Origin of the sequence: Streptomyces sp. 7-21 (assembly GCF_016741785.1) — a bacterium.
Lineage (GTDB): Bacteria > Actinomycetota > Actinomycetes > Streptomycetales > Streptomycetaceae > Streptomyces.
In genome coordinates this window covers 46,071-69,216 of sequence record NZ_JAERRL010000009.1, presented here as the reverse complement: position 1 = coordinate 69,216, position 23,146 = coordinate 46,071, and the positions used below count along the sequence as shown (strand labels likewise).

Genomic DNA, 23,146 nt, shown 5'->3' with positions numbered 1-23,146 from the left:
GGCAGGCACAGGCTGTACCAGGGTCCGCCGCCGCACTCCGGGCACACTCACGGTATGGACAGACGAGAGCTGGGAGCCTTCCTGCGCAGCCGCCGCGAGCGGATCCGGCCGCAGGACGTGGGCCTGCCCGCGGGCCCGCGCCGCCGCACCCCCGGGCTCCGCCGCGAGGAGGTGGCCGTCCTCGCGCACATCTCCACCGAGTACTACGTCCGGCTCGAACAGGGCAGGGCGCCCAGGCCCTCGGCCGAGGTGCTCGCCGGGATCGCGGGCGCGCTGCGGCTGACGGACGCCGAGTCGGAGCACCTGCACCTCCTCGCGGGCACCGCGCCCAGCCGCACCGGACGGCACCGGCGCGACGTGCGTCCGAGCGTCCTCAGGCTGCTGGAACGGCTGCCGGGCACCGCCGCGATCGTCGTCTCCGCCGTGCACGAGGTGCTGGCGTGGAACGACCTCGCCGCCGCGCTCATGGAGGACTTCAGCCGGCTCACCCCGCGCGAACGCAACCTGGCCTGGCGGGCGTTCGCCGGGCCCGCCGCCGAAAGGACCGGGCCCGGGGACGCCCGGCTGTACGGCCTCTCGGACGGCTCCGAGTTCCGCCGCCTCGCCGTCGCCAGCCTGCGCTGCGCCCTCGCCCGCTACCCCGCCGACCCCGACGTGGCCCGGCTGGTCGCCGAACTGCGCGAGACCAGCTCCGAGTTCAGCCGGCTCTGGGACCAGCACGAGGTGCGCGTCGCCCCGATGCTCACCAAGACCTTCCACCACCCGGTCGTCGGGAGCGTCACCGTCGACTGCGACACCCTGGCGCTCACCGACCGCGACCAGCACCTGGTGCTCTACAGCGCGCCGCCCGGGTCGCGGGACGCCGAGGCGCTGGCGCTGCTCGGTGTGCTCGGGCCCGCCGCGGCGGAGGAGAGCCCGGCCGGCTCCGGCTGAGCGCGGCCGCCGCGTCACCCCGGCGCTGGGGCCGGAACCGGCCCACTTGACGTGCGGTCCGGCCGCCGTAAGTTGATCAGCCATGGGCACCGAGGACAGCAGGATCGACACCACCGTCCCCCACTCCGCGCGCATCTGGAACTACTGGCTGGGCGGCAAGGACCACTACCCCGTGGACCGCGCCGCGGGGGACGAGTTCCGCGCGGTCTTCCCCGGCATCGTGGACGGTGCCCGTGCCGCCCGCTACTACCTCGCCCGCGTCGTGCGCCACCTGGCGGGGGAGGAGGGCATCCGCCAGTTCCTCGACATCGGCACCGGCCTGCCCAACGTGGACAACACCCACGAGATCGCGCAGCGTCTCGCTCCGGACGCCCGCGTGGTCTACGTCGACAACGACCCCCTCGTGCTCGCCCACGCCCGTGCCCTGCTGACCAGCGCCACCAGCGGCGGCACCCACTACGTGGACGCCGACCTGCACGAGCCGGAGACGATCCTCGCCCGGGCAGCGGAGCGCCTCGACCTCAGCCGCCCGGTCGCCCTGCTGCTGATGGGCGTCCTCGGCCACATCGAGGACTACGAGGAGGCCAGGTCCATCGTCCGCCGCCTGCTGACCGCCCTGCCCTCCGGCAGCTACCTCGCCCACTACGACTCCACCAGCACCAGCGAGGAGTACGTGGCGGCCATCGCCCGCTACAACCAGGGCGGGTCCGTGCCGTACATCCTCCGCTCGCCGCAGGAGCTGGCCCGCTTCTTCGACGGCCTGGAGCTGGTCGAGCCGGGCTTCGTGTCGTGCTCGCGCTGGCGCCCCGACTCCCTCGCCCTGGGCCTGCCCGCCGAGGTCCACCAGTACGGCGGGGTCGCCCGCAAGCCCTGACACCGCCGGCGCCGCCCCGGCCGCCCGGCCGGGATGTCAGCGGTCCGCCGTAGACTTCCCTCCGTGGCCGGGAGGATCAACGACGACGACGTGAGGGCGGTGCGGGACGCGATCCCCATCGACGCCGTCGTCTCCGAATACCTCCAGCTGAAGAGCGCCGGCGGCGGGAACCTGAAGGGCCTGTGCCCGTTCCACGACGAGAAGACGCCCTCGTTCCAGGTCAGCCCCAGCAAGGGCCTGTACCACTGCTTCGGCTGCCAGGAAGGCGGCGACACGCTCAGCTTCGTCATGAAGATCGAGCACCTGTCGTTCACCGAGGCCGTCGAGCGGCTGGCCGCCCAGGCCGGGATCACGCTGCGGTACGAGCGCGGCGGGTACGCCCCGGGCCGGCAGGCCAGCGAGCGGACCCGCCTGGTCGAGGCGCACCGGGAGGCCGCCGCCTACTACGCGGAGCAGCTGGCGTCCTCGCCCGAGGCCGAGGCCGGCCGCCGCTTCCTGGCGGAGCGGGGGTTCGACCAGGCCGCCGCGGAGCACTTCGGCGTCGGATACGCCCCGGCCGGCTGGGACCACGTGGTGCGGTTCCTGCGCGGGCGCGGCTTCACCGACCGGGAGCTGCTGGTATCCGGCATCGCCCAGGAGGGCCGCCGCGGGCCCATCGACCGGTTCCGGGGCCGGCTGGTCTGGCCCATCCGGGACATCACCGGGGAGGTCGTCGGCTTCGGCGCCCGCCGCCTGCGGGACGACGACAACGGCCCGAAGTACCTGAACACGCCGGAGACCCCCATCTACCGCAAGTCGCAGGTGCTGTACGGCATCGACCTGGCCAAGCGGGACATCGCCAAGCGCAACCAGGCGGTCGTCGTCGAGGGGTACACCGATGTCATGGCGTGCCACCTCGCCGGGGTGACGACGGCGATCGCCACCTGCGGCACCGCCTTCGGCGGGGAGCACGTGAAGATCCTGCGCCGCGTCCTGATGGACAGCTCCAGCACGCACGCGGCCGGCGAGGTCGTGTTCACCTTCGACGGCGACGCCGCCGGGCAGAAGGCGGCGCTCCGCGCGTTCGAGGACGACCAGAAGTTCGCGGCGCGCACGTCCATCGCCATCACCCCCGGCGGCATGGACCCCTGCGAGCTGCGCCTGGCCGAGGGCGACGAGGCCGTGGCCCGGCTGGTCGAGTCCCGCTCGCCGCTGTTCGACTTCGCGGTGCGGTCCATCGTCAGCCAGCACAACCTGGAGACGGCCGAGGGCCGTTCCGCCGCCCTGGAGCACGCGGCGCCCGTCGTCGCCCGGATCAAGGACAGCTCGCTCCAGCACGAGTACGCCGTGCGGCTGGCGGGCCTTGTCGGCATTCCCGACGAGCGGTTCGTGGTGCGGCGGGTGGCGCAGCTCGCCCGCTGGGACCGCGAGCGGGCCCGGCCCGGCGAGCGCCGCGCCCCGCGCGACGCGCGGCCCGGCCCCGGCTCCCCGTCCGCCGCCGCGGCGCCCGCGGCCCCGGCCCCCCGCCCGGCCGGGCCCCCGCTGAACCTCCGCAGCCCCGCCCTGCTCGCGGAGCGGGAGCTGCTGAAGCTGGCGCTCCAGTTCCCGCACCTGGTCTCCCCGGTGTTCGACGCCTACGGCGAAGACGAGTTCACCGCCCCGCAGTACGCCGTGGTCCGCCGCGTGATCGCCGAGGCGGGCGGCGTCGCCTCCGCCGCCGGAGACGGCGGCTACCTCACGCGCGTCCGGGAGGCCGCCCCCGACGACTCGGTCCGCAGTCTCGTCACCGAGCTGGCCGTCGAGCCGCTGCGCACCAGCCGCGAGCCGGACGAGTACTACGCGGGCGAGCAGCTGGTGCGGGTCCGCCTGGCCGCCGTGGACCAGCGCATGACGGACTACGAGTCCACCGCCCGCCGCCTGGAGGCGCAGGGCGACACGGACGGCGCGGCGGCCGTGCGCCAGGAGCTGTGGACGCTCCAGCGCTACCGCACCGACCTGCGCGAGCGCGGGGCGGCGGCGCTGTACGGCTGAAGCGGCCGGGCGCCGGTGGTCACGGCTCCGTCAGATTGTCTTCGCGAAAGTGGGCGCACGACTCTCGTGGCAAAGGTGTGTCGTACCCCACACTGGGTGCGTGCCGCTCCGGCAGCGACCACCTGGAGGCCGCCCCGTGCAGACGCAGACGCTCACCAGCGAGCCCCCGGCCGCCGCTCTCCTGCCCGCCAGGCAGGGAAGCGTCCCGCGGCCCGAGTCACCGGGCGCGGGGGGTGATCTGTTCCGTCAGTACCTGCGCGAGATCGGCCGGATCCCGCTGCTGTCCGCCTCCGAGGAGGTGGAGCTGGCCCGCCGCATCGAGGCCGGGCTGTTCGCCGAGGAGAAGCTGGGCTCCGCCACGGACCTGGACGACCGGCTCGCCCTCGACCTGGACCGGCTCGTGGTCCGGGGCCGCCTGGCCAAGCGGAAGCTGATCGAGGCTAACCTCCGGCTGGTGGTCTCGGTCGCCAAGCGGTACGTCGGCCGGGGCCTGACCATGCTCGATCTGGTGCAGGAGGGCAACCTCGGCCTCATCAGGGCGGTCGAGAAGTTCGACTACACGCGCGGCTTCAAGTTCTCGACGTACGCCACGTGGTGGATAAGACAGGCGATGTCCCGGGCCATCGCCGACCAGGCCCGCACCATCCGCGTCCCGGTGCACGTCGTGGAGCTGATCAACCGCGTCGTCCGGGTGCAGCGCCGGGTGCTCCAGGAGCGCGGCTACGAGCCGTCGGCGGAGGAGATCGCGGTGCTGCTGGGCCTGACGCCCGCCCGGGTCACCGAGATCCTGCGGCTGGCCCAGGACCCCGTCTCGCTCCAGGCGCCCATCGGCGACGAGGACGATGTCAACCTCGGCGATCTCATCGAGGACGCCGATATCCCTTCTCCGGCCGAGTCCGCCGCCTTTCTGCTGCTGCGCGAGCAGCTGGAGGCCGTCCTCTCGACCCTGGCCGACCGCGAACGCCGCGTCGTGGAGCTGCGGTACGGCCTGCTGGACGGCCGGCCCCGCACCCTGGAGGAGATCGGCCGCCTCTTCGGGGTGACCCGGGAACGCATCCGCCAGATCGAGCACAAGACGCTCACCAAGCTCCGCGACCACACCTACGCCGAACAGCTCCGCGGCTACCTCGACTGACCCGGCGCCGCTCCCCCCCTTCCCCCGCGCACCAGCGGCAGCGTCCCCAGACGCGTGTCGGTGGCCTCGGCGGCGCCGCACCGCCTCGTGGACCTCCCCGATGCGGGAAGCCCGCCTCGACGGGCACGCGCAGCCGGGCGGACGCGGCGTCGGCTACCGGCGCGGCTCCCAGCGGAAGAACCGCGTGGCCAGCCAGACGGACAGGACGACCCAGCCCAGCGTCGGCACCAGCAGACGCAGCGACTCGGCGACGGTTGCCCCGCCGTCCCAGGCGTTGAGGACGAGTTCGGTCGCCGCGCCGCCGGGCAGCAGCCGCTTGACCTGCGTCAGCTCCGCCGTGCCGGTCATGCCCACCCAGCTGGCCGCGGAGAGGGTGGCGAGGGTGACGGGCAGCGTGGTCACCTGGGCGTGCTCCGGCGAGTTCGTCAGCCCTGCCGTCGCCAGCCCGAGCGCCGTCATCATCGCGGTCGTCGCCAGCACGGCCACCGCCAGCAGCGGCGCGTTCGCCGGACCGCCCGCGACGCCCGCCAGCACGGCCAGCATCACGGTCACCTGGAGGAGCGCCATGGCGACGACCGGGAGCAGCAGCCCCGTCAGGATGCCGGTGTCACCCGCTGCCGTGGAGCGCAGCCGCTTGAGGAACAGGTTCTGCCTGCGGGACGCGAGCGTCGTCACCGCCGAGGTGTACAGCCCGATCGCCGCCACGACGAAGAGCACCACGGCCGCGATGTACCCGAGGCTGGCCTGCTCGGCGATGTCCTCGTGGTAGGAGACGAAGAACGCCGATACGGCGGCGGGCATGAGGAGGCTGGTGACCAGGACCAGCCGGTTCCGGAAGATCTGGATCAGTTCGCTGAACGCGATGGCAACCATGGGGACAACGCCTCGTGTCGGAGTGGACAACGGGATAACGGGAGAGCAGAAGACGGGGGAGAGGGGACATCACTCGCCCTCGGTGGTAAGGGAACGGAAGACATCGTCGAGCCTGGTCGGCCCGGCCTCGAGCCCGCTCAGCTCCACGGCGTTTTCGTGCGCCCAGTGCAGCAGCGTGTGCAGGTCCTTCTGGAGCGCGAACGTCTCCAAGAGGAAGGCGCCGTCCCCCGTGCTGGTGGCGGGCAGCGGCAGCACGGGAGCGGGCCGGGGGAGAGAGAACCGGATGGTGGCCGGGAGGGCCCGCGTCAGCTCGTGCACGGTCCCCTCGCGGTGGAGCGTGCCCCGGTGCATCAGCCCGATGCGGTCGGCCCGCTGCTGGGCCTCCTCCAGGTAGTGCGTAGTCAGCACGATCGTCGAGCCCGCCTCGCGCAGCCGGTCCACCGCCTGCCACAGGCTGTCGCGGGAGCGGATGTCCAGCCCGGTCGTCGGCTCGTCCAGGAACACCAGCTCCGGCGTGCCGTACACGGCGGTCGCGAAGTCCAGCCGCCGCTTCTCGCCGCCGGAGAGCTGCGACACCCGCGTGCTGGCCTTCTCGGTCAGACCCGCGATGGCGAGCACGTGGCCGACGCTGCCGGTCCGGCCGCTGAGCTTTCCGATCAGCCTGACCGTTTCCCGCACCGTGAGGTCGGGGGAGAAGCCGCTTTCCTGGAGCATCACGCCCATCCGGGGCCGCACGGCACCGCGGTCGAGCGGGCTGTGCCCGAACACCCGCACCGTGCCGGACGAGGCCGCGCGGTGGCCCTCGACTGTTTCCAGCGTCGAGGTCTTCCCCGCCCCGTTGGTGCCCAGCAGGGCGTACAGCTCGCCCCGCCGCACCTGGAAGGAAACGTTCTTCACGGCGTGGAACGCGCCGTACCAGACGTTGAGGTTGTCGACGTCGATGACGGGTGAGGAAGTCATGCCTCGATCACACCAGCCGCCCGGCCCGCCGGGCAGTGCGCTGGTGTCATCACCTCGCTATGACAAATGACCCTACGGGCCGTGCGTGATGTCACCCCGGCCCCGCGCTCCGGCGCCGGGCCGCGCGGACGCGGCAGCCCCGCGAGCGGGCTCAGGGGGCAGTGCCCCGCGCGCAGCGCCTTCGGATGCACGGGACAGATTCACGCGCCCTGGGCGCGCAACGGTCTGGAGAGGCCGCGCCCTATTCCACGGTGAGTGACCGCATCGATGTCCCGCGCGGCTTTCGTCCCGGCGGTCTCCGCTGCCGGAAGCCCTCTCATCTTCCCTGCCGCAGCTGTGCGCTGGTGGCGGATTCAGCATTCTTCTGCCGGACCTTTTCGCTGAGCAGGCCGTCGAGTTGGGAACCGCGCAGCGCGTGGACGAGCCTGCGTGCGTCGTCCACCGGCAGCGGGCTGACCACGATGCTCCGGCGCATCGCCACGGTCCCTAGCTGGACACAGGCCGTGATATCCAGCAGCGCGAACGCTTCTCGCAGCTGGTCCCTTGTCACGGCGGCCATATCCGTGGCGTCGAAACTGTACATGGTACGGGCCTTTCCCGTTGTTCGGATTTTCCCTCTCAGCGTGCTTGCCCGGAGCTAGGCTGACCAGGGGTGAGAGCAATGCAACGGCGTTGCTCGCCCGCTGACTTCAGGGAGTCACCCCCATGGCCAAAGCGCATTCCCACTTCGGCCCCTGGCGACTGGGGTGGCCATTCTTCGGCGCCGAACTGAAGCGCCGCCGCGAGGCGGCGGGACTCACGCAGGAGGAACTGGGTGAAATGGTGATCTGCTCCGGCGGATACATCGGCCAGTTCGAACAAGCAATCCGCAAACCGCAGCTCGACCACTCTCAGCGGATCGACAAGGTCCTGCAAACCGATGGCTTTTTCGAGCGCATGTGGCGCGAACTGATCAACCGCAGCCCGTACGCCAACTACTTCACCGACGCAGCCGAGTTGGAGCCGGTCGCCGAGACGATCTGTGACTTCGCCCCGCTGCTGGTGCCGGGGCTGCTCCAGACAGAGGCGTACGCCCGAGCTGTCTTCCATGCGGCGCAGCCGTTGCTGCCGGACGAGGAGGTCAACGAGCGCGTCGCCCACCGTCTCGCCCGTCAGCGGATCCTGAAGAGAGCGGAAGGAACTACACCGCCCATGTACTGGGCGGTCCTTGACGAAGGGGTACTCCGTCGTCCGGTGGGCGGGGCTGAGGCGATGTGCCAGCAGCTTGAGCACATCGCTGCGGTGGTGAGGGAGCGCAGAGGACTGGTGCAGGTCCTTCCGTTCGCTGCTGGCCCGCACGCGCTGATGGAAGGGCTGGTTACGCTCATGTCGTTCGCTGATGCCCCTCCGGTCGCGTACGTAGAAAGCCCTCATATCGGCCAGCTGATTGATGATCCGGCCATAACAGCGCGGATGCAGATGTCCTACGATCTGGTGAGGGCCTCCGCGCTGTCACATGAGGAGTCCCTATCCCTGATCGAATCAGTGGCAGAGGACTACAGGAAATGACCATCCAGCCCGACCTGCACACGGCGCAGTGGCGCAAGTCCAGCTATAGCGGCGGCAACAATGGGACGTGTGTCGAGGTCGCCGACGGCTTCCCTGGTGTGGTGCCCGTGCGCGACTCGAAGAACCCCGGCCCCGCCCTGGTGGTGCCGACGAGGGCCTGGGCGGCGTTCCTTGACCTGGTGAAGCGCTGAGCCGGTGAGCCGTGGCGGCTGCTATGCCGGGTCCGCGTTGAACCTCGCCGTGGACCAGAGGTAGCCGAGGACGGTCAGGCCGAGGCACCAGGCGAGGGTGAGCCAGCCGTGGTGGCCGATGCCCTCGCCGAGCAGCAGGCCGCGCAGGGTCTCAATGGCGGGCGTGAACGGCTGGTACTCGGCGACGGGCCGCAGCCAGCCGGGCATGGCGTCGAGCGGCACGAAGGCGCTGGACAGCAGGGGCAGCAGGATCATCGGGGCCGCGTTGTTGCTGGCGCCCTCGGCGTTCGGGCTGGCCAGGCCGATGCCCACCGCCATCCAGGTCAGGCCGGTGGCGAACAGCACGACCAGGCCGAAGGCCGCCAGCCACTCCGCCGGGGTGGCGCCGCTGGCGCGGAAGCCGATGGCGACGGCGACGGCGCCGACGATGGCCACGCTGGCGGCGCACTGGATGACGCTCCCGGCGGCGTGCCCGATCAGCACCGATCCCCCGTGGATCGGCATGGTGCGGAAGCGGGCGGTGATGCCCTCGTTGCGGTCCATCGCGATCGACACGGCGGTGCCGATCGTCGTCGAGCCCACGGTCATCAGCAGCAGCCCGGGCACGAGGTAGGCGAGGTACTGGGAGCGGTCGGGGGAGCCGCCGCCCATGCCCGCGCTCATGGTGTCGCCGAAGACGAAGACGAACAGCAGCAGCAACAGCACCGGGGTGAGCAGCAGGTTCAGCGTCAGGGCCGGGTAGCGGCGGGCGTGGAGGAGGTTGCGGCGCAGCATCGTGGCCGAGTCGCGCACGGCGAGGGAGAAGGTGCTCATCAGGCGGCCTTCGCGGTGTGGCGGGGCTGGTCGGTGAGGGCGAAGAAGACGTCGTCGAGGTCGGGGGTGTGCACGGTCAGCTCGTCGGCCTCCACGCCCGCGGCGTCCAGCCAGTCGAGGAGGGAACGCAGCTCGCGCTGGGTGCCGTCGCTGGGGACGCGCAGGGTCAGGGCGTCGTCGTCGCGGGTGGTCTCGCGCAGCGCGGCGGCCGCCGCCTGGTAGGCGGCCGGGTCGGTGAAGCGGAGGCGGACGTGGCCGCCGGGGACCAGGCGCTTCAGCTCGGCGGGCGTGCCCTCGGCGGCGAGGGTGCCGTCGCGGAGCACGGCGACGCGGTCGGCGAGTTCGTCGGCCTCCGCCAGGTACTGGGTGGTGAGGAAGACGGTGACGCCGTCGGCGACCAGCTCCCTGACGACCTGCCACGTGTCGTGCCGCGAGCGCGGGTCGAGACCCGTGGTCGGCTCGTCGAGGAACAGCAGGCGCGGGTTCCCGACCAGCGTCATGGCGAGATCCAGGCGGCGGCGCATGCCGCCGGAGTAGGTGGCGGCGGGCTTCTTGGCCGCGTCCGTGAGGCCGAACCGCTCCAGCAGTTGGGCCGCCGTCCGCCGCCTCTCCCGCCGGGGCAGGTGGTGCAGGTCCGCCATCAGCAGCAGGTTCTCCTCGCCCGTGATGAGGTTGTCCACGGCCGAGAACTGGCCGGTCACGCCGATCGCGGCGCGCACCGCCTGCGGCTCGGCGGCGAGGTCGTGCCCGGCGACGCGGACCGGGCCGCTGCCGGGGCCGGGGGAGACGAGGGTGGAGAGGATCTTGACGGTGGTGGTCTTGCCCGCGCCGTTGGGGCCGAGCAGGGCGTACACCGTGCCTTCGGGGACGGCCAGGTCGAGGCCGTCGAGGACTGTCGTGCCGCCGTAGGACTTCCGGAGCGCGTGGGCGGAGATGGCCAGGTCGGTCATGGGAGGAGGCTCCTTGGGCACAGGCGGCGGGGCGGTGCCGCCGCCGTCGGCGTGAGCGCGTCGGACCGCGTTTACGTTGCGGGAAACGCTACGTTGCGTTTTCTGGATCTGGCAACGATGTCGTTGCGGTGAAACGTCATCAGTGCAGGTCAAAGTGCGGCAATCGTTGCGATGGTGCTGCGTGATAACGCAACGCGACAGGCTGCGATCGTTGCAATGGCGTTCTGGTGAACGCTATGGTGCGGCGCGGAGCCCATCACGGAGGAGGACGCGATGCCCGGCGGGCGGCTCACCCGGCAGGAGCGGCAGCAGATCGAACTCGGCCTGGCCGACGGCGACGCCTACGCGGAGATCGCACGGCGCCTGGGCCGCCCCACCTCGACCGTCACACGCGAGGTCATGCGCAACGGCGGTCCCACCGCCTACCGGGCCGCGCTCGCCCACCGCGCCACCGAGCTCCGGGCCCGGCGCCGCGTCCGGTCCGCCCCCGGGGCCCGGCGCGCGGCGCCGCCCCTGGACGCCCACGGCCGCGACCCGGAGGCGGTGCGTGAGTTCGAGGAGGCGTTCACCGCCAGGCTGACGGCCTCCGGGCTGACCCCGATGATGGCCCGGGTGATGTCCGCGCTGTGCACCACCGACCAGGACGGCATGACCGCGTCCGACCTGGTCCAGCGGCTCCAGGTCAGCCCGGCATCGGTGTCCAAGGCGATCGCGTTCCTGGCGCGGCACGGGTTCGTCCGCCGGACACGCGGCGAGGGGCGCCGCGAGCGCTACTACCTCGACGACGGCCTCTGGTACGAGTCGATGCTGGCCAGCATCCGCGCCAACCAGGCCCTGGTCGACATCGCGCGGCAGGGCGTCGCCGTCTTCGGGCCCGGCACCGTGGCGGGCGACCGGCTCGCGGGCACCGCCCGCGCCCTGGACTGCCTCAATCAGCGGCTGCTGCGCGCCACCGAGGAGACCCGCGAGGCCCTCGCCGCCGAGTCCGCCGGAAGCGCGGCGTCGCGCCAGAGGGCGGGCGGCCAGGTGCCGTCGCCCGGGCCATGACGGAACGCCGTCCTTCACTCCGATGGCCGGGTCCGCCCGGAGTCACTCGTCCCGGCGCGGCAGCGGCGCGCCCGTGTCCGGCGGTCCCGGCGACGCGAGGACTTCCGGCGCCTCTCGCTCCGTGCCCGCTTCGCTCCGTTGATGCGGGTTTTACGTGACGTGATGTCTGCTTTCTCCCGAGCGCTCCGGTTCCTCGCACGCACGGTTGGGTGGACGCCGCTCGTTTGATAGGGAGGAACAATGCGGGAAACGGAGGAGATCGAGGAGCGGAACGGCGGGGAGAGCCGACTCGCGGGCACGGCCTGCGCGGTCGCCGACACGCGGCACGCTGCGCCGCGAGATCACAAGGTCACCCCGCCCGCGGGCCGGACCCGTTTCAGAGCCGACGTCGAGGGCCTGCGGGCCATCGCGCTGCTGGTCGTCCTGCTCTACCACGCCGAAGTGGCGTGGCTGCCCGGCGGCTACGTCGGCGTCGACATCTTCTTCGTGATCTCGGGCTTCCTCATCACCGGCCTGCTGCTCCGTGAGGTCGAGCACACCGGACGCGTCCGCCTCGGCCAGTTCTACGCCCGCCGCATGCGGCGCCTGCTGCCGGCCGCCCTCGTCGTCCTCGCGGCCACCGTGCTGCTGGCGTGGGCCGTGATGTCGCCGGTGGAGCGGACGGCGCTGCACCGCGAGGTGATCTCCGCCGCCGTCTACCTGATCAACTGGAAGCTCGCCAGCGACGCGGTGGCCTACTCCGAGGCGGGCACCGACGCCAGCGCCATCCAGCACTTCTGGTCGCTGGCCGTCGAGGAGCAGTTCTACCTGGTCTGGCCGCTGCTGATCATCGGCGTGGCGCTGGCGTGCCGCCGGATCGGCGGCCACCGGCTGCGGCTGTGGCTCGGCATCGTGCTGGGCGCGCTGGCCGCCGTATCGTTCGCCTACGCCGTGTACCTCACCGCCGAGCAGGGCCAGGCCGCCTACTTCACCACGACGACCCGCGCCTGGGAGCTGGGGGCGGGCGCGCTGCTCGCCCTGGTGCCGGTGACGTGGTGGCAGCGCGTGAAGGGCGGACGGCGCACCGCGTTCGCGCTGGCCGGTGCGGGCGTCGCGCTGATCGCCCTGGCGGTGTACCGGCTCAACGACGACACCGCCTTCCCCGGTCCCTGGGCGGCGCTGCCCGTGGCCGGGGCGGTCGCGGTGATCGCGGCGGGGCAGATCTCGACCGACACCCCGGTCGCCCGGGCCCTGTCCACCCGGCCGATGCGGTACCTGGGGCGGCTGTCGTACTCGTGGTACCTGTGGCACTGGCCGGTCGTGGTCCTCGCCACCGTGTGGCTCGGCGACCTGCCGAGCACGCTGCTGCTGCTGGCCATCGCCCTGTCCTGGATCCCGGCCGCGCTCACGCACCACTTCGTGGAGGATCCCGTGCGCCACGCCCGGATGCTCAGGGCCACCGGCGCCTCGCTGGCGCTCGGCGCCGCCTGCACCGCCGCCGCCGTGGCGGTCGCCACCGTCGCCCAGACGTCCGTGCCGACGATCAGGCTGGCCAGCCCGGACGAGGCGACGGGCGCCGCGGCGATGGCCGGCGCCACCGGGCCGCAGCGGTCCGCCAGCGTGCTGCGGCCGCTGCCCGAGAACGCCTCCGACGACCACGGCCAGGCCGCCGACGACGGCTGCCTGGCCGACCCGGACGTCTCCTCGGTCTCCGACGGCTGCGTCTACGGCGACCGGTCGGCTGACCAGGCGGTCGTTCTCTTCGGCGACTCACACGCCCAGCAGTACTTCGCGGCGCTCGACCCGATCGCCAAGGAACACGGCTGGCAGCTCGTCGTGCTCACCAAGTCCAGCTGCTCCCCGGCCGACGTCACGCTCTACCACAACCAGTTCCAGCGCGCCTACAAGGAGTGCGACACCTGGCGGGAGGAGGCGCTGGCCCGCATCGAGGCGATCGAGCCCGTGCTGGTCGTCACCGCCAACCGCGGCGGCACCACCGTCATGGCCGACGGCAAACGGCTGGATGCGGAGGCCAGCGCCGAGGCCATGACCGAGGGCTACGTGCGGACGCTGGAACGCCTGGAGGCCACCGGCGCGGAGGTTGCGGTGATCGCCAACACGCCCTTCCCGACGACGGACGTGCCCTCCTGCGTCTCGGAGAACCTCGGCCACCTGACCGAGTGCGCCTTCGACGTCGAGGACGGGCTGGCCCACGAGCAGGTCAACAACGCCGCCGCCAGGGCCGTGCCCGCCGCCCACCTCATCGACCCGGTCCCGCAGCTGTGCCTGCCGGACGGCACCTGCCCGGCCGTCATGGGCAACACGCTGATCTACCGCAACGGCACGCACCTGACGGCGTCCTACGTGCGGACCATGACGGACTGGCTGGACGAGCGGATCACCGGCATCACGGGAAGCTGACCGCCGCGTCGCCGGTGCCCAGCGGCGCCGAGGCGTCCAGGCCGGCGGCCACTCGCGCCGGCGCCCGGCGGGACGCGCCCGCGGTGCCGGGGCCGGGCACGCCCGTCAGTCCGAGGGGTGGGTCTGCTCGCGGACGGCCGCGAACTGCTGCCGCACCGCCGTGCCCACGGCGTCGGCGTCGTCGCCCGGCTCGAACACCGCGCCCTCGGCCGCCGGCCACGCCGGCGGCTCGTCGGCCGGCAGGGAGCCGTCGGCCACGCCCTGCGCCCAGGCGGCCTGCCGCGCCGCGCCCAGCGCCGTGTAGTCGCCCGGGGCTGGTATCACCACGCGCGCCCCGAAGACCGCGGGAGCCAGCGCCCGCACGGCGGGCAGCTCGGCGGCGGCGCCCAGCAGGAAGACCCGCTCGATGCGCGCGCCGCGGTCCCGCAGCACGTCGGCGGCGTCCGCGAGCCCGCACAGCATGCCCTCGAACGCGGCCCGGGCCAGGTGCTCCGGCTTCATGCTCTCGCGCCGCAGCCCGGCCAGCGTGCCCGCCGCGTGCGGCAGCTCCGGGGTGCGTTCGCCCGCCAGGTACGGCAGGAAGACCAGGCCGTGGGCGCCGGGCGTGGAGGCCAGCGCCAGCTCCGACAGCCGCGGCAGGTCGCAGCCCAGCAGCTCGGCTGTGCCGCGCAGCACGCGGGTGGCGTTGAGGGTGCGCACCACCGGCATGTGGGCGCCTGTGGCGTCGGCGTAGCAGGTGATGGCGCCCGTGGGGTCGGGCAGCGCCTCGTCGTGCACGACGCACACCGAGCCGGAGGCGCCCAGGGAGATCACGGCGTCGCCCACGCCCAGGCCCAGGCCCAGCGCGGCGGCCATGGTGTCGCCCGTGCCCGCCGAGATCAGCAGCCCCTCGGGGGTGCGGCCGGCGGGCTCGGCCGGGCCCAGGACCTCGGGCAGCTGGACCTCGTGACCCAGCGCCAGCTCCGCCAGCTCCTCACGCCACGCCTCCGAGACGGCCGACCAGTAGCCGGTCGCCGAGGCACCGCCCCGGTCCGTCGTCAGCCGCTCGGGGCGGCCGAGCAGCTGCCACACCAGCCAGTCGTGCGCCTGCACCACGGCCGCGGTGCGCCGCGCGGCTTCCGGGTCCTCACGCGACAGCCAGCGCAGCCGCGCCACGGGCTGCGCGGCCTGCGGGACCGAGCCGGTCGCCTCCGCCCAGGCCGCGCGCCCGCCGAGCGCGTCGATGAAGCCGCGCGCCGCGGCCTGCACCCGCTCCTCGCCGCGCCCCGGCAGCGGGACCGGCTGGCGGTCGGCGTCCAGCGGCACGAAATCGTGGAGCCCGGCGGAGACGCCGATGGCGGTCACGTCTTCCAGCAGCCCGCCGTCCGCCGCCTCGCCGAGCGACAGCAGCCACGACTGCGGGGCGGCCTCACCCGCCGGGTGTGCGGCGTGGCCGTGCCGGAGGACCTGGCCGGTGTCCGTGTCACAGACGATCAGGCGTGTGTCAGCGGTCGAGTTGTCCAGTCCGGCGACGATTCCCATGCTGCGCATGATGCCGTACCCGGTCGGACGAACGACCCGTGCGGTCACATTTGTGACAACTCCCGATCGGAACAGTGACGTGACGCTTCGAAGCTAGTCGTTGTCCGATCGGGAGCGGTCGCAAATGTGTCGGTATCTGGCTCGTACCCGTCAGGGGCCGGTCGGGTTGGGCGACGCCGCGCCCTCCCGGTCGCCCTCGTCCTCGGCGGGGCCGGTGGTGCTCGTTTCGGCCGGGTCTGCCCGCTGCTCCGTCTCCGCCGGTGCGGCCGCCTTGGCATGGGCCGCCCGGCGCTCGCGGGCCCAGCGCACCGCTGGCTCGGTGTAGCGCGCCGTGAAGGGGCCCAGGATCACCAGGATCAGCACGTAGGCCGTGGCCAGCGCCGCGATGCGCGGTTCGGTTCCCGCCGCCAGGCCCGCGATGACGATCGAGAACTCGCCGCGTGCCACCAGCGCACCCCCCGCGCGCAGCCGGCCGCGCTCGCCGATGCCGGCCCGCTTGGCCGCGTACCAGCCGGTGTACACCTTCGTAGCCGCCGTCACGATGGCCAGCAGCAGCGCCGGCACGAGCACCGGCGGTATGTCGGAGGGCACCGTGGACAGGCCGAAGAAGACGAAGAAAACGGCCGCGAACAGGTCGCGCAGGGGCGTCAGCAGGCGCCGCGTGGTCGTCGCCACCTCGCCGGAGAGCGCGATGCCGACGAGGAAGGCACCTACCGCCGCCGAGACCTGGAGCCGCTGGGCCACACCGGCGACCACCAGGGTCAGGCCGAGGACGACCAGCAGCAGCATCTCGGGGTTGTCGGAGGAGACGGCCTTGGAGATCATCCGGCCGTGCCGCAGCGCCACGTACAGCGCGATGCCCGCCGTGCCCAGCGCCAGGGCCAGCGTCCAGCTGCCGCTGGCCAGGCCCACGCCGGCCAGCACCGTGGTGAGGACCGGGAGGTACACGGCCATGGTGAGGTCTTCCATCACCAGCACGCCGAGGATGACGGGCGTCTCCCGGTTGCCCAGGCGGTTCAGGTCCGTGAGGACCTTGGCGATCACGCCGGAAGAGGAGATGTACGTGACGCCCGCGAGCGCTACCGCGCCTACCGGGCCCCAGCCCAGCAGCAGCGCGGCGATCGCACCGGGCACGGTGTTGAGGACGAAGTCGACGATGCCGGCCGGGTACTGCGTGCGCAGGCTCTCCACCAGCTCGCTCGCGGTGTACTCCAGACCGAGCATCAGCAGCAGCAGGACGACGCCGATCTCGGCGCCGACCTCGATGAAGCCCTCGACGGTGTGCAGGGGCACGAGGCCGCCCTCACCGAAGGCCAGCCCGCCGAGCAGGTACAGCGGGATGGGGGAGAGGCCCAGCCGTTCGGCCAGCCGGCCCACCATGCCCAGGCCGAGCACGAGCAGCCCGAGTTCGATCAGCATGCGGGTCGTGTCGTGCACGCGCGGGCACCTTTCTGTCGAATTTTCGTTTTAAGTCGTGCTCTTCTGCCGTGCTTATAACGTTGTGTGGTTGTCCGAATTCGGTCAGTGGTCGTTGCTGTCGCTGAGTGTCGCTCGGTGTCGTGCTCGTCTGTGCAAGCTCGCCGGAGCGAGCCCGGGCCGACGCCGCGGCCAGGCACATCACCACGGGGCCGCCGCCCCGCCGGGCTAGGAGCCCGCGATGATGTCGCCGAGGTCGGAGACGCCCTCGCGGGTGCCGACCACCAGCAGCGTGTCCCCCGCCTCGAGCCGGAAGTCCGGCCCGGGAGCGGGCCGTGCACCGGTCCGGCGGAGAACGGCCACGATCGACGCTCCCGTGCGGGTGCGCGCACGGGTGTCACCGAGCGGGCGCCCGCGGTAGGGCGAGTCGGGGCCGATGGGGATGCGTTCGGTTACGAGGTCGAGGCCGAGCTCCCCGTTGCGCAGCTGCTCGACGACGGTCTCGGGCTCCGGGCGGAGGATGGCGGCGAGCTTGGTCGCCTCCTCCCTGCCGAGCTTGATGGTGGCCTGACAGGAGTCGGGATCGTCAGCCGAGTAGAAGCCGAGAAACCGGCGGCCGTCCTCGTGGGCTACCACGGAGATGTGGCGGCCCTCTTTGGTCGAGAAGTCGTACTGGGTACCCACGCCGGGCAGCGGTGTGCGCTTCAACGCCATGTGACGCCTCCCCTAGTCGTGGTTGACGGGATCTTAATGCCCTCGGCCGTCCAGGTAATCCCCCGGGGTCCCTCTTTCGCGTCACACACCGTGCGACCTGGGCCGATTTAGGGACTAGGTGGAGCCATGGCGCAGTGGGCTCAGGCGGGACTGTGGGGACTGGTCGCGGGCTCCGCGCTGCTGCTCGGCGCGGCCGTCGGGTACGCGGTGCGGGTGCCCGCCTGGCTGCTCGCGTCGGTGATGGCCTTCGGCGCCGGGGTGCTGCTGTCGGCGGTCTCGTTCGAGCTGCTCGCGGAGTCCTACCACCAGGGCGGCCTGGTGTCCGCCGCGGCCGGCACCATCGCCGGCGCCGTGGGGTACACCGCCGGCAACGTCTGGCTGGGGCGGCGCGGCGCCCGGCACCGCAAGCGCTCCGGCCGGCAGCCGTCCGAGGCGGCCGTCGCCGGGTCGGGCCTGGCGCTCGCGCTGGGGGCGCTGCTGGACGGCGTGCCGGAGTCGGCGGCGATCGGGGTGAGCCTGCTGGACGGCGGCACCGTGAGCACGGTGACGGTCACGGCCGTCTGCCTGAGCAACGTGCCCGAAGGGCTGTCCAGCTCGGCGGGCATGCGGCGGGCGGGGCGGCGGCCCCGCTACGTGTTCGGGGTGTGGGGCGCGATCGCCGCGGCCAGCGTGGTGGCGGCGGTGCTGGGCAACACCGTGGTGGGCGGGCTCACGGACCCGGTGGTCGCCGCCGTGACCGCCGTGGCGGCGGGCGCGATCCTGGCGATGATCGCGGACACGATGATCCCGGAGGCGTTCGAGGAGGCCCACCTGGCGATCGGGCTGGTCACCGTGGCCGGTTACCTGCTCTCCTTCACGCTGTCCCACGCCTGAACGTCCCTGTGCCTGCACCTCCCAGCGCCCCCACGCCTGGACGTCCCGCTACCGCGCGACGGGACGCGGCGACAGCGCCCGTGCAGCCCCAGCGATATGGCCGTCAGTCTGTATGTCGATATGAAGAAGCAAAGGGGATCTCGTGGGCAATCCTAGACGTTCTCCCCGGCTCCGCTGGCACCGTCCGGCACCTCGTCGCCCGGCCGCAGGGCGGCTCTGACGGGGCGGTTCCTCCGCTCGCGGGAGACTCGCGGGAGAACGGCGTGCGCCCATTTCCCTCGGACGAGTGGCTGTTCTCGTCCCTCATTCGGATGAGTGGTGCGGCAGGCTGCGGTTCGGGCTCTCCGGCTGTGCACATCATGGACCCCACAGTCTCCCCATGCCGAGAAGAGCCCATGCCCCCCTTCAGCTATCCGTCGACCGTTCTGTCCGAATCCGTGCGTGTTCACCGGTGGCAGGGTCACCGCTGCGAGTCACGCCTCGTACGCACGTCGGCGCCGCGCCTCGCGCCGCTGCTCATGGTCGGCGGCGCGTTCCAGCGCAAGGAGAGCTGGGGCCGGTTCGAGCGCGAGTTCCTGGCGCACATGGACGTTCTCACCATCGACCCGCCCGGCTGGGGCGCCAGCGATGTCCTCCCCGACGACCACGGCGTCGACTTCCTCGCCGACGCGGTCCGCCACATGCTCGACGAGAACGGCCTGGACCACGTCAACGTGCTCGGCGGCTCATACGGCACGGCCATCGCCTACCGCGTCGCCCAGCGCTATCCCGAGCGCGTCGGCCGCGTCGTGCTGATCGGCACCATGACCCAGATCCCCGAGCACGCCCGCGCCGCGATGCGCCGCACCATGGACTACCTGGCGGCCCGGCGCATGGAGGAGTACGCCCGCGCCGCCGTCGCCCTGCTGATGAATGAGGAGCGGCTGCACGCCGTGGTCAACGGCACCCGCGTCCGCCGTTTCCTGCTGCGCCGCCTGACCGGGCTGCCGGAGGCGGAGGCCGAGCAGACCTACACCAACACCTACCGCCTGCTGACCCAGCGCATGGTGGACACCGAGGTGCCGCCCGCCGCGCCCGTGCTGGTCACCACCGGCGAGCACGACGCGTTCACCACCCCCGACCTGTGCCGGGAGATGGCCGCCACCTGTCTGGACAGCTGGTTCGCCGAGGTCTCCGGCGCCGACCACATGGTCTTCCTCGAGCGCACGGTGGAACTGGCCGAGCTGGCCACGCGGTTCCTCTCCGGCCAGCCCTTCGCCGGCCTGCCGTACTGCCGCACCGTGGAGCGGATCGCCGACCGCCGCGCAGAATCGATTGGCCTTCCCGGCTGACCGCCCTCGACGGCCCGGCACCGCCGGCCGGCCGAAGACTCGGATACGGACAGCGCCCCTGCCCGCCCGGGCAGGGGCGCTGTCCGTTCTGCCGCGTGCCCGCAAGGGGGCATATTCAGCCGGGAATAGCGCATTAATGATCGCTTGATGGCTAGCCATGATCGATTGATGTACGAGGTCAGCGCGATATCGCTACAGTATGGAACGCCGCGTACACAGTACGGAGGAGCCCGGCAGACTCAGCTGATAAGCCCGAGGAGTCCTATGCCATCGAAGTCCCCCGCCTGGATACGAAGCAGCTACAGCGGGAACGGCGGCGCCGACTGCGTCGAGGTCGCCGCGGCACCCCCGACCGTCCGCGTCCGTGACTCCAAGAACACGTCGGGAGCCCAGCTGATCTTCGGCCAGAGCGCGTGGGCGGCCTTCGTCATCAGCCGCACCAAGCGCGGCCGCTGACGGACGAGCGGGGCACGTGAGGCAGGCCGGCGGCGCCGCAAGGGCGCCCCGGCGCACCCAGGGCCGGCCCACGGGCCATCGCGCCCGGGTGTCCGGGCGGGGGCGCACCCCCGGTACGCCTGATGCAGTGTGATGGCGTCGCCCGAAAGCAGCAGTTCGTTCGCTGTTCATCCGCTCGTTGGCGCCGCTCACCTCGAGGCGATCTACCGTCCTGGGACCGTAGCTCCCGCTGTGATCCGATCGTTCCTGGAGGTGCCGTGCGCCGTCCGTCCACCGATGGCAAACGCGTCATTCACCTGCCCCTGCTCACCTCGCACCAGGGCGGGCGGTCGGCAATGACCTGCCAGTACCGCTGCGGCAACGCCTGCGCCCACCCGGCCCCGAACACCTCAGACAACGCGTACTTCGGCGACGTGGTCGCGGGCGCGCTGACGCGCCGGGCGCTGCTGCGCGCGGGCGCCGTGATCGGCGTCGCCGCGGGCGCGGCCGGCGCCGCCGGCTCGTTCTCCCAGGCCGCAGCCGCCTCCGCGGGCGCCGCGGCGCGCCGGGGCGGGGGCCGCGGCCCGCGCGGTCTCGGCTTCGAGCCGGTCGCGCCGAACACCGCCGACGCCGTCACCGTGCCGCCCGGCTACCAGCAGCAGGTCGTCATCCGCTGGGGCGATCCGGTGCTGCGGGGCGCCCCGGAATTCCTGCCGGGCCGCCAGACCGCCGAGGCGCAGGCGCGGCAGTTCGGCTACAACTGCGACTTCCTGGCCCTGCGTGACATCCCCGGCCAGCCGGGCCTGCGGCTGCTCGTCGCCAACCACGAGTACAGCGACGAGGTGCTGATGCTCGCCGGGTACGACCCGGACCACCCCACGCGCGAGCAGGCCGAGATCGGCTGGGCCGCCCACGGCCTGTCCGTCGTCGTGCTGCGCGAGCACCGCAGCGGCGAGCTGGAGCCGGTCGTCGGCCACCCGCTCAACCGCCGCATCACCGCGACCACCCCGTTCGAGATCACCGGCCCGGCCGCGGGCAGCGACCTGCTGAAGACCTCCGCCGACCCGACCGGCACCCGGGTGCTCGGCACGCTCAACAACTGCGCCGGCGGCACCACCCCGTGGGGCACGATCCTCTCCGGCGAGGAGAACTTCAACCAGTACTTCGCGCGGGCCGAGGACGTCACCGACCCGGTCACCGCCGAGCGGCTCGCCCGCTACGGGATCTCCGGCGGCGCCTCCACCCGGCAGTGGGAGCGGTACGACGCGCGCTTCGACCTCACCGAGGAGCCCCACGAGGTCAACCGCTTCGGCTGGGTCATCGAGGTCGACCCCTACGACCCGGACGCCAGGCCCCGCAAGCTGACCGCGCTGGGCCGCTTCAAGCACGAGGGCGCCACCACGCAGGTCACCCGCGACGGCCGCGTCGTCGTCTACATGGGCGACGACGAGCGCTTCGACTACATGTACAAGTACGTCTCCGACGGCCGGCTTCGGCGCGGCAACAGCGCCCAGGCGCGGCGTCACAACCGCCGGCTGCTGGAGGAAGGCACGCTGTACGTCGCCCGGTTCACCGGCGACAGCCCGGCCCGCGAGATCGACGGCACCGGAACCCTGCCGGCCGACGGCGAGTTCGACGGCCACGGCGAGTGGATCCCGCTGGCCAGCGGCAACCGCTCCTTCGTGCCCGGCATGACCGCCGAGGAGGTCTACGTCTTCACCCGCCTGGCCGCCGACAGGGTCGGCGCCACCAAGATGGACCGCCCCGAGGACGTCGAACCCAGCCCCCGCACCGGCCGCGTCTACGCCGCGCTCACCAACAACACCGACCGGGGCGCGGCCGGGCTGCCCGGCGCGGACGAGGCCAACCCCCGCGCCGGCAACAAGCACGGCCACGTCCTGGAGCTGGTCGAGCACCGCAACGACGGCGCCGCACGCCGCTTCGCCTGGCGGCTGCTGCTGGTCTGCGGTGACCCCGAGGACCCCGGCACCTACTTCGGCGGCTTCCCCAAGGACCAGGTCAGCCCGATCTCCTGCCCGGACAACCTGGCGTTCGACCCGCACGGCAACCTGTGGATCTCCACGGACGGCAACGCGCTCGGCAGCAACGACGGCCTGTTCGCCGTGGCGCTCGACGGGCACCACCGGGGCCAGGTCAAGCAGTTCCTGACGGTGCCGCGCGGCGCCGAGACCTGCGGCCCGGTCGTGGCGGAACGCCGCGTCCTGGTGTCCGTGCAGCACCCGGGCGAACTCGACGGCGCCAGCGCGGAGAACCCCGCCTCCCACTGGCCCGACGGGCCCGGCACGCTGCCCCGCCCCGCCGTGGTCAGCGTCACCCGCGAGGGCTTCCGCCCCCTCGGCTGACACCGCCCGCTCGGCGCGCCGCCGGGCCGCCGCGCCGCAACGCCTACGGGCGTGCTCCGGCGCCGGCCCGGCGCAGCCATTCCTCCCGGGTCACGGCGTACTCCACCTCGCCGTGCTCCGAGCCGGGGATCGGTTCCGGCCAGTCTTCGGTGTACTGCCGCACGAAGGACAGCCCCGCCTTCTCCATCACCCGCCGCGAAGCGGCGTTGACGGCCATGGTGTTGGCCGTGACCCGCTCCGCCCCCAGGCGCGTGAACGCCGCGCGCACCAGCGCCCGCGATCCCTCCGTCGCCAGGCCCCCACCCCACACGCTCCGCCGCAGCCGGTAGCCCAGCTCCAGCACGGCGGCGCTCTCCTCCGCCAGCGGCCGCAGCTCGAACCAGCCCAGAAAGTCGCCGCGTTCCCGCCCCAGCGCCGCCCAGAAGCCGGGCAGCCCCGTGCATGGGTAACGGTGCAGCAGCCGCGGCAGCTGCCGGGAGACGACCTCCTCGCGCGGCGTCGGCTTCCCTCCCGTCAGGAAGCGCATCACCTCCGGGTCGGCGTCGAGCGCCACCAGCGCGTCCACCTCGGCCTCGTCCCCGGTGAACGCGCGCAGCGCCAGCCGTTCCGTCAGCAGAAAGGCGTCGGTCTCCCAAGCCGCCTTGCCGTTGCGGGAGTAGCGGGAACTGTCGGAAACACACACGCGCCTGATTCTCGCGCGTTTCGAGCGGTCACGGGCACGGAATAACACGTTCCGCGCCCCGTACACTCTGCCTCATG

General features: G+C 72.6%; 21 protein-coding genes. 12 read left to right on the top strand and 9 right to left on the bottom strand.

The genetic code is table 11. From position 1 onward, the window contains the following. Positions 1-54: 54 nt before the first annotated feature. The 4 genes from JK356_RS13535 (at position 55) to JK356_RS13520 (ending at position 4,952) form a co-directional block, all read left to right on the top strand. On the top strand, positions 55-933 hold the full coding sequence (locus JK356_RS13535) for a helix-turn-helix transcriptional regulator (RefSeq protein WP_201867985.1): 879 nt from the start codon (positions 55-57) through the stop codon (positions 931-933). Positions 934-1,015: 82 nt separating this feature from the next. Next, on the top strand, positions 1,016-1,807 hold the full coding sequence (locus JK356_RS13530) for an SAM-dependent methyltransferase (RefSeq protein WP_201867984.1): 792 nt from the start codon (positions 1,016-1,018) through the stop codon (positions 1,805-1,807). Between the two features lie 63 nt (positions 1,808-1,870). After that, positions 1,871-3,817, top strand: a complete 1,947-nt coding sequence (gene dnaG / locus JK356_RS13525; protein WP_201867982.1) for a DNA primase — start codon at positions 1,871-1,873, stop codon at positions 3,815-3,817. 100 nt (positions 3,818-3,917) lie between these two features. Further along, positions 3,918-4,952, top strand: a complete 1,035-nt coding sequence (locus tag JK356_RS13520) for an RNA polymerase sigma factor (RefSeq protein ID WP_374100653.1) — start codon at positions 3,918-3,920, stop codon at positions 4,950-4,952. Positions 4,953-5,105: 153 nt separating this feature from the next. On the opposite strand, the gene JK356_RS13515 is transcribed toward JK356_RS13520, so the two are convergent. The 3 genes from JK356_RS13515 to JK356_RS13505 form a co-directional block, all read right to left on the bottom strand. Further along, positions 5,106-5,825: an ABC transporter permease gene (locus tag JK356_RS13515; RefSeq protein ID WP_201867979.1), complete on the bottom strand. Its 720-nt coding sequence runs from the start codon at positions 5,823-5,825 to the stop codon at positions 5,106-5,108. 69 nt (positions 5,826-5,894) lie between these two features. Beyond that, positions 5,895-6,785, bottom strand: a complete 891-nt coding sequence (locus JK356_RS13510) for an ABC transporter ATP-binding protein (RefSeq protein WP_201867976.1) — start codon at positions 6,783-6,785, stop codon at positions 5,895-5,897. Between the two features lie 316 nt (positions 6,786-7,101). Continuing rightward, entirely contained in the window at positions 7,102-7,368 is a 267-nt protein-coding gene (locus tag JK356_RS13505; RefSeq protein ID WP_201867975.1) for a hypothetical protein, read from the bottom strand. Between the two features lie 122 nt (positions 7,369-7,490). Between JK356_RS13505 and JK356_RS13500 the strand changes: the two genes are divergently transcribed. Together JK356_RS13500 and JK356_RS13495 are read left to right on the top strand one after the other, a co-directional pair. Further along, entirely contained in the window at positions 7,491-8,333 is an 843-nt protein-coding gene (locus JK356_RS13500; protein ID WP_201867971.1) for a helix-turn-helix transcriptional regulator, read from the top strand. Then, positions 8,330-8,524, top strand: a complete 195-nt coding sequence (locus JK356_RS13495) for a DUF397 domain-containing protein (protein WP_201867970.1) — start codon at positions 8,330-8,332, stop codon at positions 8,522-8,524. Before JK356_RS13500 ends, JK356_RS13495 begins: the two co-directional genes overlap by 4 nt. Positions 8,525-8,545: 21 nt before the next feature. Here the strand turns inward: JK356_RS13495 and JK356_RS13490 are convergent, their stop codons facing one another. Beyond that, positions 8,546-9,337 carry an ABC transporter permease gene (locus tag JK356_RS13490; RefSeq protein WP_201867968.1) on the bottom strand — a complete coding sequence of 264 codons (792 nt, stop codon included), beginning with the start codon at positions 9,335-9,337 and terminating at the stop codon, positions 8,546-8,548. After that, the gene (locus JK356_RS13485; RefSeq protein ID WP_201867966.1) at positions 9,337-10,287 is read right to left on the bottom strand and encodes an ATP-binding cassette domain-containing protein; all 951 of its coding nucleotides are present in this window, start codon (positions 10,285-10,287) and stop codon (positions 9,337-9,339) included. The genes JK356_RS13490 and JK356_RS13485 overlap by 1 nt, the downstream gene beginning before the upstream one ends. Before the next feature lie 273 nt (positions 10,288-10,560). Here JK356_RS13485 and JK356_RS13480 point away from each other — a divergent pair, with 273 nt between their 5' ends. Continuing rightward, entirely contained in the window at positions 10,561-11,334 is a 774-nt protein-coding gene (locus JK356_RS13480) for a helix-turn-helix domain-containing protein (protein ID WP_201867964.1), read from the top strand. Positions 11,335-11,574: 240 nt separating this feature from the next. Next, entirely contained in the window at positions 11,575-13,734 is a 2,160-nt protein-coding gene (locus JK356_RS13475; RefSeq protein ID WP_201867963.1) for an acyltransferase family protein, read from the top strand. Positions 13,735-13,839: 105 nt separating this feature from the next. Here the strand turns inward: JK356_RS13475 and JK356_RS13470 are convergent, their stop codons facing one another. The 3 genes from JK356_RS13470 to JK356_RS13460 form a co-directional block, all read right to left on the bottom strand. Beyond that, positions 13,840-15,255 carry an FGGY-family carbohydrate kinase gene (locus tag JK356_RS13470; protein WP_201867961.1) on the bottom strand — a complete coding sequence of 472 codons (1,416 nt, stop codon included), beginning with the start codon at positions 15,253-15,255 and terminating at the stop codon, positions 13,840-13,842. Positions 15,256-15,405: 150 nt separating this feature from the next. Then, positions 15,406-16,692, bottom strand: coding sequence for a cation:proton antiporter (locus tag JK356_RS13465; protein ID WP_201867959.1), 1,287 nt, complete (start codon positions 16,690-16,692; stop codon positions 15,406-15,408). Positions 16,693-16,899: 207 nt separating this feature from the next. Next, complete coding sequence (locus JK356_RS13460) at positions 16,900-17,385, bottom strand: cation:proton antiporter regulatory subunit (RefSeq protein WP_201867957.1); 486 nt, start codon at positions 17,383-17,385, stop codon at positions 16,900-16,902. A gap of 126 nt (positions 17,386-17,511) precedes the next feature. Here JK356_RS13460 and JK356_RS13455 point away from each other — a divergent pair, with 126 nt between their 5' ends. The 4 genes from JK356_RS13455 (at position 17,512) to JK356_RS13440 (ending at position 22,387) form a co-directional block, all read left to right on the top strand. Beyond that, positions 17,512-18,258: a ZIP family metal transporter gene (locus JK356_RS13455; RefSeq protein WP_201867955.1), complete on the top strand. Its 747-nt coding sequence runs from the start codon at positions 17,512-17,514 to the stop codon at positions 18,256-18,258. 437 nt (positions 18,259-18,695) lie between these two features. Next, complete coding sequence (locus tag JK356_RS13450; protein ID WP_201867953.1) at positions 18,696-19,589, top strand: alpha/beta fold hydrolase; 894 nt, start codon at positions 18,696-18,698, stop codon at positions 19,587-19,589. A gap of 264 nt (positions 19,590-19,853) precedes the next feature. After that, positions 19,854-20,045, top strand: a complete 192-nt coding sequence (locus JK356_RS13445; protein ID WP_201867951.1) for a DUF397 domain-containing protein — start codon at positions 19,854-19,856, stop codon at positions 20,043-20,045. Positions 20,046-20,380: 335 nt separating this feature from the next. Next, the gene (locus JK356_RS13440) at positions 20,381-22,387 is read left to right on the top strand and encodes a PhoX family phosphatase (protein ID WP_201868158.1); all 2,007 of its coding nucleotides are present in this window, start codon (positions 20,381-20,383) and stop codon (positions 22,385-22,387) included. A gap of 43 nt (positions 22,388-22,430) precedes the next feature. Here JK356_RS13440 and JK356_RS13435 read toward each other — a convergent pair whose 3' ends face one another. Further along, positions 22,431-23,069 (bottom strand): GNAT family N-acetyltransferase, encoded by a 639-nt coding sequence (locus JK356_RS13435; RefSeq protein WP_201867949.1) that lies wholly within the window; start codon positions 23,067-23,069, stop codon positions 22,431-22,433. Positions 23,070-23,146: the final 77 nt, after the last annotated feature.